The 11,705-nt window shown below is 65.4% G+C and carries 15 protein-coding genes; all 15 read right to left on the bottom strand.

Annotation, left to right across the window (positions count from 1 at the left end; genetic code table 11):
* Nucleotides 1–549, bottom strand: a complete 549-nt coding sequence (locus tag FFS49_RS08960) for a hypothetical protein (RefSeq protein ID WP_137910340.1) — start codon at nucleotides 547–549, stop codon at nucleotides 1–3.
* 2 nt (nucleotides 550–551) lie between these two features.
* A complete protein-coding gene (locus FFS49_RS08955; RefSeq protein ID WP_137910341.1) occupies nucleotides 552–968 on the bottom strand; it encodes a hypothetical protein in 417 nt (138 codons plus the stop codon).
* Nucleotides 969–991: 23 nt separating this feature from the next.
* Nucleotides 992–1,450, bottom strand: coding sequence for a hypothetical protein (locus FFS49_RS08950; protein ID WP_137910342.1), 459 nt, complete (start codon nucleotides 1,448–1,450; stop codon nucleotides 992–994).
* On the bottom strand, nucleotides 1,450–4,482 hold the full coding sequence (locus FFS49_RS08945) for a hypothetical protein (RefSeq protein WP_137910343.1): 3,033 nt from the start codon (nucleotides 4,480–4,482) through the stop codon (nucleotides 1,450–1,452). The genes FFS49_RS08950 and FFS49_RS08945 overlap by 1 nt, the downstream gene beginning before the upstream one ends.
* 1 nt (nucleotide 4,483) lies before the next feature.
* Nucleotides 4,484–5,200, bottom strand: coding sequence for a hypothetical protein (locus FFS49_RS08940; protein ID WP_137910344.1), 717 nt, complete (start codon nucleotides 5,198–5,200; stop codon nucleotides 4,484–4,486).
* Nucleotides 5,201–5,203: 3 nt separating this feature from the next.
* Entirely contained in the window at nucleotides 5,204–5,533 is a 330-nt protein-coding gene (gene gp10, locus FFS49_RS08935) for a capsid staple protein (RefSeq protein WP_137910345.1), read from the bottom strand.
* 30 nt (nucleotides 5,534–5,563) lie between these two features.
* Complete coding sequence (locus FFS49_RS08930) at nucleotides 5,564–5,818, bottom strand: hypothetical protein (protein ID WP_137910346.1); 255 nt, start codon at nucleotides 5,816–5,818, stop codon at nucleotides 5,564–5,566.
* Nucleotides 5,819–5,886: 68 nt separating this feature from the next.
* Nucleotides 5,887–6,321, bottom strand: coding sequence for a Bbp16 family capsid cement protein (locus FFS49_RS08925; protein ID WP_137910347.1), 435 nt, complete (start codon nucleotides 6,319–6,321; stop codon nucleotides 5,887–5,889).
* A 66-nt stretch (nucleotides 6,322–6,387) separates the two neighbouring features.
* Nucleotides 6,388–7,428, bottom strand: a complete 1,041-nt coding sequence (locus FFS49_RS08920; RefSeq protein WP_137910348.1) for a major capsid protein — start codon at nucleotides 7,426–7,428, stop codon at nucleotides 6,388–6,390.
* Between the two features lie 99 nt (nucleotides 7,429–7,527).
* Nucleotides 7,528–8,307 (bottom strand): hypothetical protein, encoded by a 780-nt coding sequence (locus FFS49_RS08915; protein ID WP_137910349.1) that lies wholly within the window; start codon nucleotides 8,305–8,307, stop codon nucleotides 7,528–7,530.
* The gene (locus FFS49_RS08910; protein ID WP_137910350.1) at nucleotides 8,300–8,647 is read right to left on the bottom strand and encodes a hypothetical protein; all 348 of its coding nucleotides are present in this window, start codon (nucleotides 8,645–8,647) and stop codon (nucleotides 8,300–8,302) included. Before FFS49_RS08910 ends, FFS49_RS08915 begins: the two co-directional genes overlap by 8 nt.
* Nucleotides 8,616–9,305 (bottom strand): hypothetical protein, encoded by a 690-nt coding sequence (locus tag FFS49_RS08905; RefSeq protein WP_137910351.1) that lies wholly within the window; start codon nucleotides 9,303–9,305, stop codon nucleotides 8,616–8,618. The genes FFS49_RS08910 and FFS49_RS08905 overlap by 32 nt, the downstream gene beginning before the upstream one ends.
* Before the next feature lie 2 nt (nucleotides 9,306–9,307).
* Nucleotides 9,308–9,562 carry a hypothetical protein gene (locus FFS49_RS08900; RefSeq protein WP_137910352.1) on the bottom strand — a complete coding sequence of 85 codons (255 nt, stop codon included), beginning with the start codon at nucleotides 9,560–9,562 and terminating at the stop codon, nucleotides 9,308–9,310.
* Between the two features lie 17 nt (nucleotides 9,563–9,579).
* A complete protein-coding gene (locus FFS49_RS41930; RefSeq protein WP_171026745.1) occupies nucleotides 9,580–9,753 on the bottom strand; it encodes a hypothetical protein in 174 nt (57 codons plus the stop codon).
* Nucleotides 9,754–9,970: 217 nt separating this feature from the next.
* Nucleotides 9,971–11,680, bottom strand: a complete 1,710-nt coding sequence (locus tag FFS49_RS08895; protein WP_137910353.1) for a portal protein — start codon at nucleotides 11,678–11,680, stop codon at nucleotides 9,971–9,973.
* Nucleotides 11,681–11,705 lie beyond the last annotated feature (25 nt).

Raw genomic sequence — 11,705 nt, 5'->3', positions numbered from 1 at the left:
TCACGAGAAGACGCCAGTCTTCGTGTAGTCGATCCATTTCGAGCCAATGCTCGACGCGCCGCCGATGATCGACGAGAAGGCATTCAGATTTCCGGCCGTGACGGCATTCGAGGCGCCAGCTTCATCGAGCTGCGCTTGCTGCCCGTAACTGAGCCCCTGCACCTGGTAGCCGTACGCTTCACGCGCCGCATTGTTCCGAATCGTCAACGCGTCCACGTTGCCGAGCTTCGCCGTATCCTGCTGCAGTCGCAGCGGCGAACCGCTGTCGAGGTCGATGCCATTCGCCGCCATCGCGGCCCGCTGCGCGCCGATCATCTGTGCAGTCTGCTGTTGCTTCGCGGCGACCTTGTTCTCGCCGTCGGCGATCGCCTGTTGCGCGTACTGGTTGGCGATCTTCTGGTTGTTCGCCGCGACTTGCGCCTGGTATTGCAGAGCGGCGCTTTGTGCTTGGCCCTGCTTGATCGCCCCGTAAGCGGCGACGCCGGCGCTAACTGCCGTCATCGCGATCGAGATCTCGGCGAGCGCTGCAGCTGAAATTCCGAACGACATCGCTACGCCTCCTCAGCGTTGATGAGGAGCTGACGGTTTTCATCGCCCCCCAGCAGTTGTTGATTCGTCGACTCGGTCAGCTCGACAACCAACATGTCGAGATCCGTCTCGTCCGTCGCATGCACCGTAGTCCAAAACGTATCGGCATGCGTGAAGCCTGCGCGCTTCGCGCCAGGCGCCGACTTGATGACCAGCTGCTGCGCGGTGATGCGACGGACGCCGTCGTCCGTCGTCACGTCGATATCGCCGGACACGATGCAAAGGTGCTCGGTCTTGTGCACGGCTCCGGTCAGCACTGTGCCCGCCGGAATGAACATCTGGCGCGCATAGAGGCCCGGCGCGAAGTGATGCCATACCGGGCACGCCGCCTGCGGCAACTTGCTTACTTCAGCTTCGAGCCGATTCACGTAATCGAGCATGCTGTTATCGACTGCACCCATCTCTACCCTCGCATTTCAAACCGGTGAAAAAGTTCGCCGGCGGGCCCCATCGGCTCGGCGTCGTGCACCACGAAGCCAAGGTGGCGCAGCCAACGCACGCAGCTGACGTACCGAGCGTCGACGACGTTGTGCAGGTAGGGAAACGCGCCACGCATCTGCGCGAGGAACGGCCGGTAGCCACGGAGGAACGTGACGCGGTGCTGCGCGACCAGTTCAGTCGACAGCAGCCACGGCACGCCCTCGGCGCCGATCAAGCTCCGCGTGCCAACGCCGAACATGCACGCCGGCTGCCCGTCGACCAGCCACGTCCACGCGTAGACCGCGGTGTCGAGCGAGACACGCAGCGCCTCGAGCGGCGACAGGCGTGCGAGCGCCCAGCATTCGGCCGCGTCGGCCGCGCGCATGCGCGGCGCCATCGCGATCGCGTGGTCGAGTGTTGCCGTGACGACGCGGGATTCCATCAGCTGTCCCCCACCGTGACTTCGGGAATGACACCGAGCACCGTGCACGGCAGCGGGTCGTCCTGCTGCACGCAGACCTGGCCGGTCAGGTCGTAGAGCGGGTCAAGCGTGATCCGCTCGTCGCCGGTGATCAGCTGGATCGGCTGGCCCATCGGCTGAGTATTTCGTTCCTTGAACTCGTGGAGGTTGCCGAAGGTCTGCCCGATCTTCATGCCGCGGCTGTTGAGCATGCGCACCGTCACCGCGCTGATCTTTTTCCGCTTGCTCTGGATCGTCGCGCCACCCTGCACATCGAGATACAGCGTCTTGAGCTGCGCCTGATACGGCAAGCCGACGACGATCGACGTCGCGGGCCGGGCCAGCGTCACCGCGCCGCCGACGACGGTCTGCTGAGGCTGCACGTTGCCGTCGGCGAGAATCGCGACCGTCTGCCCTTCGAGATGATCCAGACCTCGGACGGTCGAGACGGGAACCGTCAGCGACCACGCGCCGGCGGCGGCCGGCCAGCTCGTCTGCAGGGGCGTCGTCACGTTCACGATGATCTGTGTCGCAGAAGGCACGGCGACGACCGTACCCATGCCGCTCGACGCGCGGAGCACTGCACCAACATGCTGCGCGCCGAAGACGGCCGCGCTCGCGTTCATCGTGACCTGCGACTGCACGATCGCCGTCGCTGCGGCGCCGGTGCCGGTAGGATCGGATATCACGAGGTTCGGTCGCATTGACACGACACCGGGCGCCGTGGCGGTGATCACGGTGATGACGCCGTCAACGACGGTCGGAGTGAACGTCGCGCCGCTGCCGCTGGTGTCGACGACCGTCGGGTTCGTGTAGCCCTGGCCGCCGTTGATGACGTTGACCCCATAGATACCCGGCGTGCCGCCGACGGCCTGCGGATAGAGCGTCGCGGCCGGATATCCGAGCGGGTACTGGCGCCCGCTGTCGACGAACCATGCCTTCGTCAGGTCGGCCGGGATCCCGACCGACGGATCACCGCCGAGGATCCGGCTCGCCATCCGTTCGACGTACTGCACGAGCTGGCCGTTGACCATGCGTTCGACGACGAAGTAGACCGCGTTCTCATTGCCTTCGGAGATGGAGCAAACGGACTTGAACAGCCCGTTCGTATCATGGCGCGCCCACGCGTAGACGTCCTGCTCTTTGATGTACGTGAACGAAAGCAGCACGCCATCCTCGCGCACAGCCCAGATGACTTTGTACGGTTCCTCAGCGAACGCCCATTCGAGGATCTCGTGCCCGTCGAACAGGTGCTTCGACAGGACCGTCATGTCCGTGCCGGTGTAGATGTTGACGTAGAAGTTGTACGACAGGTCGCGCACCGTAGCGCCCTTCGCCTGCACGTACAGGATGTCGTAGTTGATCACGATCGGCGGCACGTCCGAGCAGCCGTTGTACGCCTGCGGCACGGCGTCAAACTGGGACGGCGTGATCACGCTCGACTGGCTGCCGCCGTCGATGCGCCACGCGCCGCTCTCCGTAAGCGCAATCAGCGAGGACATGGGCAGCAGGTGCTTGATCGCGTTGACCTGCTGCGACGCAATCGTGACCTGAATCGAGTCGTCTGCCTTCGACGGACTCGAATAGTCCATGTTCAGGAAGTCGCCCGACTTCGACAGCGCGAGGCCATCCGGCTGCTTCGCCAAACCCCCGAATACTTGTCGCTGCTGGAAGTACGTGCTGCACGCCGGGTTGTTGCCACTCGCGAACGGGTTGTTGCCCGTCGGCGGGCAGTTTGTGAAATCGGGCGTGATGTTGTTGTCGACGAACGTCATGTCCGTGGACTGCGCCGTGATCGAGCCGACGAAGCCGAGCAGCGCGCCCGCCGGCGGCACACCGTCGGCGTTTTCGGCAGTGCGGTAGATGTTGTACATCGTCGGCCCGGACTGTGCGGGAATCGCGATCACGTTGCGCGCGCCGCTCACGCGCGACAGCGTCGCGCCGCTGCAGACGGCGACGGCCGACGGCAGGCTTTCCGTCGTTCCGTTGCTCCCGACGGCTGTCGCGACGTAGTGATACTCGGTCGCGCAGTGCCCGATCGTGCCAGTGGGCGAGCCGGCGTACAGGCTGCCATTCACCTGCGTGCCGTCGTCCCACTCGAGCGCGAATGTGCCGTCGGTCTTCGCAAGCACGACAGTGAAGGTCTTGCCGTTGAGGGCCGTGCCCCATGCGCCGGTCAGGTCTGGGATGACGCGATCACCGTTCGCGAAATCGTTGCTATACGACGTGAAGCGGGCTGGATTGTCGTTCGTCGCGCTGTTCACGGCGAACGTCGTCGGTGCGATCTTCGACGTCGCCGTGACGCCCGCCGGTGCCGCGGTCTTCGATTGAAACGTGATCGCCGAAAACGTCCAGACCCAATGCTGAGTGCGCGTGAGCTGGTACGGCGGATAGCTCGGATGCGTCAACGTCATGACGTCGGCGCTCTGGACATACTTCAACGTCGCGAGATCGGCGGCCGCGTACGGCGTCGTCTGCGTGAACACGCGCGCCACCGAGCCGCCGGCGAACGCGCCGGCCTGCGTCGCGTCGACTGGGTTGCCGAACGTATCGTTCAGCGAGAACGTGTTCCCTACCACGTTCTGCACGATGCAGAGGCGCTGGTCGATCAGCATTCCCGGCAGATTCAGGTCGACCAGGTCGCCGTTGGCGAAATTGTGGCCGTCAGCCTCGATGACGCAAGGATCGGCGTTCGAGGCGCCCTGGACAGTGAACGCCGGCTCGAGCACGAAGCCGCCGTTCATCACGACGCGCATCGAGTGGTCGCCGAACAGCAGCGCGTACGTCTGCAGCGTCGAGAACGTGAAGGGAATGAGACGACTCCGGGACAACGCGGATACGCACGGGCCGACGAACGCAGTGCCGGCACGGTTTGACGTGCCGCCGCGGAAGTCCACGAAGAAGTTGCGCATCAGCGCGGCGCCGATGTGGTACTTCTCGAGGTCGACGCGCGACCAGAGCGCCGGGCTCAGTTCGCCGGCGGCAAAGGATGGTTGAATGGTCGGGCTGCCCATGTCAGTCGTATGGGGTAAGCGCGATCGGCGCGTTGAACCAGACCGCGCCATCGGGAATCCAGTCGCCGGCGAACCCGCGCACGCGCATCCAGTCCGGCTGGTGATCGATGACCGTCAGACCTTCGTTGCCGTTGGATACCTGCGCCGAGATCAACAGCGCCTGCGCGATCGTCAGCTGATCGCGCCGCTTCCCCTGCTCGCCAGTCAAAGGGATCGCCAGCTTCGACCCGAGCACAGGCACGAAGGCGTCGACGAACGACGGGTCGAAGATCGCCGGGTTCGTGATGCGTCCGGTGTACACCAGCTGCGCGAACGGCTCGTTCGTCAGCAGCGCCGTGATGTCGTTGCCGTTCGCATCCTCGGTTGATCCGATGATGAAGGGCACGGGACGCTGTTGCGCGACCGGCACCGGCATACCGAGCGCGGTCGTCTGCGGAAGCACGAAGCGCGCGAGCACGCAGTTCGCCGGGAGCGCGTACATGTACGTCCATGGTTGCGGCACGGCCTGCCCTTGGGTCGCGTCTGCGAGCAGCGCAAGATCGGTCTGCTTGCGGGCGAAGTTCCAGTGCGCGCCGCGCAGCGTCGCGTCGAGAGCCGCGTCGTAATGCAGCGCGCACTGGTTCGCCTCCGCGCTGCCCTCATCGAGCGAGGCGATCGTCGAGCGCGTGCCGATCGACGACAGCGCTAAATTGCAGATCTGTACCTGGCTGACTGCCACGCGTTACCCCTTCTTCCCGTACAGCTTCTGCGCCGCCGACTCGCCATTGCCGTCGTCGAGCGCCATCTCGGTGATCTGAAGGCTGATCGACTTGCTGCCGCCGCCGCCATCCGTCTCATAGCTGCTGACGCTCGTGACCTTGACCTTGGCCGTCAGGCTCATCTCGCCGCCGACGGCCGGCAGATCCTTGATACCGAGCTTCTCCATCTCGTCGCCGCCGAGATTCAGGCAGAGACCGTACGGATAGTCGGGGCCACGCTCGGCCTCAGCGTCCCATCGCTCCTCGGCCGCTTTCCGCTCGGCCTCGGTGCGCTCCATGTTCACGAGCTTCATGTCGGCAGCTCCTGCGTATGCTGAGCGCGATCAGGCCGCAGCCTGAAGCGGCGCCAGCTTGTTGAAGTCGAAGCGGGCCGGCTTGTGCTTCTCGACCATGCGCTTCGCCGCAGCGTTGAGCGGCTCCATGTGGTAGCCCGGCACGCCGCGGTACTCGACTTCTTCGCCTTCCTCGTGCAAGGCTTCGAAGTGGTCGCCGTCAGCCTTCAGATACGCGCGCTCGGTCAGCTTGTACTTCGGAGCCTGGCCGCCGGCCGGGGATTCGTTGTCGTTCAAGTCGCTCATCTCACTTCCTTGTCAGTGCTGCCGTGGTGGCCGGGGCGGCCCGGCAGCTACGCCGCCCCGGACGCGGCTTAGTTCACCGCGTTGTAGTTCGCCGGGTACTGCGGACCGTCGTCCCGGCTGAGCACGATCGCCGCCGTCACCGCGCCGGCGCTGAACACGCCAGTGCCGACTACGTAGTTCAGGCGGTGATAGCGGTTCAGGTCGACGCGCGGCACGTCCATCGCAGCGATCTTCTTGCCCGCTACGAGAGACGCGGCCGGCAGGTCGTCGCTCTGCGCGTACGTGGTCCACGTCACGCTGTCCGTACTCGCCTGGTACTGCACGCGCAGCGTTGCGGCGTTCGTCGTCGCAAAGCCCGTCGTCGGGATTACGAGCAGCTTCAGCGCCGGCGTGTCGCCGACGCCGATGTCACGATTCGCGCCCATGTCGAGCACGTTCGTCGACGCGCGCGAGCTCGTAATCGCGCTCTGCGTATCGAACAGGAGGTTTCCGTCGAGGAGCATGTTTTTCTCCGGTTGCAGGCCGTCCTCGGCCCACGTGTTCATTGGATGGTCGTCAGGCGTTCACCGTCAGACGACGCGGGCCTCCGTCGACAGGAGCGCGTCGCACGTGCGGATCGGGATGCCGCGGAACGTCAGCACCGGCCGGCCGTCCCACTCGTCCTGCTTGAGCAGCACGTTCTGCTTGTTGACGGCCTGGATGTCGAGGTACGTGCTGATCGTGCGGTTGCAGTAGAAGGCCGCACGCGTCTGCGGCATGCCGTTCTTTGCATCCGACGTCTGCACCGGGCCGGCGCTACGCGGCTGCACCGGCAGGCGGTGCACCGCGCGGATCAGCGCGTTGATCAGGTTCGGCGCGTTGCCGGCGATCAGCTGGACGACGTCGATGTTGCAGATGCGGACCACGTAGCGCCAGTCGCGAACCGACAGGCCCATGTCCCACTTGTAGTGGGTACGGTAGCCTTGGTACTGGTTGCCGTTCGGGTCGAGCAGCGTCCACTCGCCGAGATCGCGATGCTGCAGGCCGGTCGGCTTACCCTTCGGGAACGTGCCGTGGACCGTGTTCGCACCCCAGCACACGAGCCAGATCGACGCATTGGTCGAGCCCGTGCCACCGCAGTCGATGATGTTCTGCGCGCTCGCCGCATTCGCCGCGTTGAGCGTGTTGAACCGCGGCGACAGGCCGAGGATCTGTTCCGGCGTGCCGGCGCTGTTGCTGTAGAAGATCGCCGACGCCATCTGCTGCGTCATGCCTTCCATGAACGGCTGGTCTTCCGACATGCGGAATTCCGCGCTGTTGCCATTCAAGTCCGCGAGGTCTTTGTCGATCTCGCTGTACGTTTCCAGCATGCCGATGTTGTCGACCACCTGCGCGGTCGTGCTTTTCGACTTCGGCACGCCGTAGTTCAGCATGCGCCACGTGGCCTTCGGCAAGCCCGTACGCACCGTGGTTTTGTGACCCGTGGCCTGATTCGCCTCCATCACGAGCATGTCGTCCATGATCTCGTTGGTCTGCGAAAGCATTTCCACGACGACGGCGATCTTGCCGTCCGGGTCGGTTCGTTTTGCCCAATCCGCATAGGTAAGGGCGAGCGCTCCAATCGTTGCCATCTATGGCTCCTAGATCGTCATAAGCGTTCTCCTTTCCGGTCTGTCTGGTCGCGGTGTAGGCAGTGTTAAGTGTGTGCCCGGGTCAGCGATCGAACAGGATTACTGGTTGGTTTGAGACTGCGACGGATACAGCTTCTCGGCGGCGGACTTCGGCGCTTCGACAGCGGTTGGTGCACCGCCGGCGACTGCGCCGCCCTCGCCGATTGCCTTGCCGAGGCGGTACAGGAAACGGATGACGTCGGGGTGGTTTCCCGCCCCCGTGTAGTTGAAGGCCTCGCGGATCTTCGCGGCGTCTTCGCCGCCGACGGCATCGATCGCCTTGGCGACCGTGGCCTTCATGGGCTCGAAGTTGTTGCCGCCGATTTCCGGATCCTTCAGCACATCCGCCTGCCACTGCTTCTGCGTGTCGTACCAGAGCTGCGTGCTTGCGTCAGTTGCAGCCTTGACCGCGTTCGAGTACAGGTCGACGAGCTTTTGCGCCTGATCTTGCGAAAGACCGGCTTCGCTGGCAGTCGCCTTGAAGTCGGTCATCTTTTGCTCGTCGACCTGAACCCCCTCAGGCAACTTGAAATCCGTGTACTCGACGGGCTCATTCGCACCGCCTTTGCTGGCGTCGTCGCCTGTCTTGCTGGCCGCGTCCTCACCCGGTTTCGCGGCGGCCGCGGCGGCAGCTTCTCCGGCAGCCGCGCCCGCGTCGCCCGCGGATGCGTCCGCGACGAGGTTACCCGGTGGCGTCGGCGATGCCGGCGCCGCGCTAGCCGCGGCGGTCGCAGCACCCGTGTCAGCGATGCCACCGGCTGCCGCTGCGCCGCCGGCCGGCACATCGCCCGCCACCTCACCCTCGAGAAGCACGAAGCGTTGCATCAGTCGCTTAAACATTCTGTTTGGCCTCCTTCGCCATCAACAGGTACTGCTCGGGAAACTGCTCGGTGACCTGGTGAAACACCGGCAGGCCGACCGCACGCTTCCCTTCGTTGAAGAACGTCGTGGAGTTGCCCGTGAAGCACGGGCTGAAGATCTCGCACGACGACAGCAGGCCCCAAAGCCACGCGCGGCCGTCGGGCGACGCCATGATCTGGCGCAGCCCGTTCGCCTGCCGCTCCTCGAGGCGCTTCGACTTGCTCTTGCGATCTGCCACGCTCGCTGCGTCGCCGGCGTTGAATTCCGGCTCGGCCGCGTCGGCGCCGTCAGTGCGCGAGCTGGACTCGTCCTTCCGCATCTGCGATGACTTCCTCATGAGTGGGGATTGCGAAGATCTGCTGACCGATGTGTCCGGTCTGCATCGTGAGATCCACATCGAGCCAGACGCTGAACCCTGCCTCGCGCGCGACACGGCAGAAGTAGTAGTCCTCGCCCTCGATGTGCGCCGGCATGCCCTCGACGTCACCGTCCTCGTGCGCCGGCGTGCGAAAGTACGGGCGGCGCAGCGCGTCGAACACTGATCGCCGCACGAGCAAGCAGCCGGTCGGCAGGCCCGCTACCTCGACCAAGCCGGACGCTGCCTCGAGCCGCTCGCCGGAGAGCGTGCGCCCGAGCACCTCGTGCGGCGGCACGCGCTTGCAGTAGGTCGCGCCGACGATGTCCTTCCCGTGCGCAAGGAGGCGCGCGATCGTGTCGCGCGGGAACAGCAGATCCGAGTCGAGGAACAGCAGCCACTCGCAACCGAGCTCGGCCGCCTGCTCGACGAGCGTGTTCCGGTTCGTGACCACGAGCGATCCCTTCGTGTTCAGCAGCGCGATCGGATTGCGCGTGGAGAATGCGAGCGCCGCGAGGCACATCGCAAAGTCCGCGTGCACCATGTCGTTCGACGGTACGCAGATGGCGACGCGCGCCGGCTTTTGCTCGGCAAAGGATCCGTCGTATGGGAGGTGGATCATACTCATTCACCACCTCGCGCAAACGGAACCACGGTCAGGGTCGGTGCTTCCACACGCAGGAAGGACCGCACGAACTCATCGGCGTCCAGTCGGCGCGCGAACCGGACCGCGAGCTCGCGGTCCGGCGACCACGCTCCGTTCGGGCGGCCGAGCGCTCGACCCTCGCTCAGCGAGAGATACGTGCGCGCTCCCGCGTCGTTCATTTCGATCAGCCACCCGCTCTGGTAGGTGTGGGCGGCTGCTGCTTGATCCGGCATGCGTTTCCTCCGTTGCGTCAAAGATTGCTGCCGACGTCCTGGCCGGACGGCAGCTGCGGGTAAAGCACCTGCGCGGCGGATTTAGCCGCCGCGCCCTTCTTCTTTTTGCCGGCGGCCTGCTTTGCCGCGTCGGCGAGATTGGGCTGCGCCTGCTGAGCTGCGGCCTGCGCCACGGCGGGCGGCAACGTCATCGGTATGTCCGGCATCCCTATCTCCTGTCTCGCATGCGTCCAGCGCGCGGCGACCCGCGTCTGTCAGTTCCCAATCGACCAACGCGCCCGGCGCTGCGCGCAGCGCGAATCCGCGGCCGACCAGCTCGAGCGCCGTGCGGCCGTCGACGAACAGCGTCCTGCCGATCGCGATGCGCCGAAGCGCGCGGAGCTGCCGCCCGACCAGGACCACCGTCGGTCAGCCATTTCCGACCAGCTTCGACAGCGCGTTGACGCCGCCGCCGACGTCGGTGTTCGAAAGCACCTGCGCACCCTGCACTGCCGCCATCGCGTTTTGCGCCTGCTGCGCGGCCTGCTGCTGCTTCGCGCGCTGCGCGCGGATCTGCATGACCTTCGCGAGCGGCACGACGACCTTGGGTGAGACGCCGAGCATCTCGGCGTACTCGTCGATCATCTCGTCCCAGTCGACGTTGTCGAGAGCGCCCGGCACCGCGCCGGCGATGTTCCCCACGAACTGCGCGAAGCGCTCGACGCTGGCGGTCGCAGCAGCCTTCTGCGCCTCGCTCAGCATCGAGATGTACTCCGCGTGAATGTGCTGGCCGCGCAGCGCGTCGGGGATTGGCGGCAGCAGGCCGCGGCGCAGCATGATGGAGAACGTGCGGTCGACGGCCGGGTCGAGCGCCTCGTTGTCGAAGCGCTCGATCACCGGGCCGAGCTGGATCAGCTTTTCCTCACGGCGCGCGTCGATCTCGGTCGCGGTGCGCACGGTGTCGAGCTGGCTGATCATCAGGAACAGGTCGGCGAAGAACGTGTCGCCGATGCGCTTGCGGACGTCCTCGATGTCGGCAAGCATGTGCTGCAGCTGCGGGTTGATCTCGTACGCCGGCTTGAAGCCGACGTTGTTGCCGTTCATGTTCACGTACGTGACGCCGCCCGGCAGCAGCGACGCGGGCTGGTTCTTCAGCTGCACGTCGCCGACCATCGGCGGGTTGACCAGCTTGTCGATGGCCTGCGCCTTGCGCTTCTGCTCGACCTGCAGCTGCTTGATGTCGCCGAGCGCATCCATCGCCGGCGAGCGGCCGTACGCATCGTTGCCGGACACGTCCCACCGCGGTGCGATGAACGGACATTCGGGGAAACCGCGCACGCGCAGCAGGTCCTTCTCCGACGAGCCGATCTCCCAGTAGATCTCGCGAAACGCCGCGCCGCGCACGCCGAGCGCACCGGGCACGAGATCCTCGTTCGGCTCGATCGCGTGGCCGATCACCAGCTCCTTCGTCAGCGCGGCGCCCCCGGTCTTGATCGCCTGCTGCACGGTCGGCGAGCAGTTCTCGACGCCGAATTCCTTCGCACACTGGTACGTCGTGTAGACGAACTCGCGATAGAACGTGTCGACGTTGCCGCGCGGGCCGATCGCAAGGTAGTACTCGCCGGCGCACGGGTTGTACGCGCGGATGACTTCCTGGAAGTCTTCGTACAGGATCATCGGCGCGGTACCGAACGCGCCGATGTCGCCGTGCAGCGTCGCCATGCCGTTGTAGAAGTTCGACGACGCGAACACCCGTTCCATGCGCTTCGTGCACTGGTCGAGCCAGAGCTTCACGCCTGAGGCTTCGGCGAGGTCCTGGTCCTCGAGCGTCAGGCGAAACCACGGGCGGCCCGGCGACGTCATGCCGGACATCATGCCGGCAGACAGCGTGCGCCAAGCCTTCGTCGCGGTGCTGTCGATGATGCGCTGGTTGATCGGGCTGCCGCGGTTAGTCTTGTTCGGCGTGACCAGCCAGTTGTAGCGACGCGGGAGCAGGTATTCCGCGATCTCGCGCCAATGCTGCCACCACGAATAGCGATCCACGCGCAGGCCGACGAGGCGCTGATCGACGTGCTGGCGCAGCCGGACGATCTCGGCCGGCGTCAGCATGAAGGACAGGATTCGCGGCGTCGCACCCATGCGCGTGGCTCCTCGTTTCGGTTGC

Source organism: Burkholderia sp. 4NA327C6, assembly GCF_005502655.1.
GTDB classification, from domain to species: Bacteria; Pseudomonadota; Gammaproteobacteria; order Burkholderiales; family Burkholderiaceae; genus Burkholderia; species Burkholderia contaminans.
This window is presented reverse-complemented; position numbering and strand designations above follow the sequence as displayed.

Excerpts from the sequence above, each read along its gene's own strand:
- FFS49_RS08960 (WP_137910340.1), bottom strand. The coding sequence starts at position 549 with ATGTCGTTCGGAATTTCAGCTGCAGCGCTCGCCGAGATCTCGATCGCG.
- FFS49_RS08955 (WP_137910341.1), bottom strand. The coding sequence starts at position 968 with ATGCTCGATTACGTGAATCGGCTCGAAGCTGAAGTAAGCAAGTTGCCG.
- FFS49_RS08950 (WP_137910342.1), bottom strand. The coding sequence starts at position 1,450 with ATGGAATCCCGCGTCGTCACGGCAACACTCGACCACGCGATCGCGATG.
- FFS49_RS08945 (WP_137910343.1), bottom strand. The coding sequence starts at position 4,482 with ATGGGCAGCCCGACCATTCAACCATCCTTTGCCGCCGGCGAACTGAGC.
- gp10 (WP_137910345.1), bottom strand. The coding sequence starts at position 5,533 with ATGAAGCTCGTGAACATGGAGCGCACCGAGGCCGAGCGGAAAGCGGCC.
- FFS49_RS08930 (WP_137910346.1), bottom strand. The coding sequence starts at position 5,818 with ATGAGCGACTTGAACGACAACGAATCCCCGGCCGGCGGCCAGGCTCCG.
- FFS49_RS08925 (WP_137910347.1), bottom strand. The coding sequence starts at position 6,321 with ATGCTCCTCGACGGAAACCTCCTGTTCGATACGCAGAGCGCGATTACG.
- FFS49_RS08920 (WP_137910348.1), bottom strand. The coding sequence starts at position 7,428 with ATGGCAACGATTGGAGCGCTCGCCCTTACCTATGCGGATTGGGCAAAA.
- FFS49_RS08915 (WP_137910349.1), bottom strand. The coding sequence starts at position 8,307 with ATGTTTAAGCGACTGATGCAACGCTTCGTGCTTCTCGAGGGTGAGGTG.
- FFS49_RS08910 (WP_137910350.1), bottom strand. The coding sequence starts at position 8,647 with ATGCGGAAGGACGAGTCCAGCTCGCGCACTGACGGCGCCGACGCGGCC.
- FFS49_RS08905 (WP_137910351.1), bottom strand. The coding sequence starts at position 9,305 with ATGATCCACCTCCCATACGACGGATCCTTTGCCGAGCAAAAGCCGGCG.
- FFS49_RS08900 (WP_137910352.1), bottom strand. The coding sequence starts at position 9,562 with ATGCCGGATCAAGCAGCAGCCGCCCACACCTACCAGAGCGGGTGGCTG.
- FFS49_RS41930 (WP_171026745.1), bottom strand. The coding sequence starts at position 9,753 with ATGACGTTGCCGCCCGCCGTGGCGCAGGCCGCAGCTCAGCAGGCGCAG.
- FFS49_RS08895 (WP_137910353.1), bottom strand. The coding sequence starts at position 11,680 with ATGGGTGCGACGCCGCGAATCCTGTCCTTCATGCTGACGCCGGCCGAG.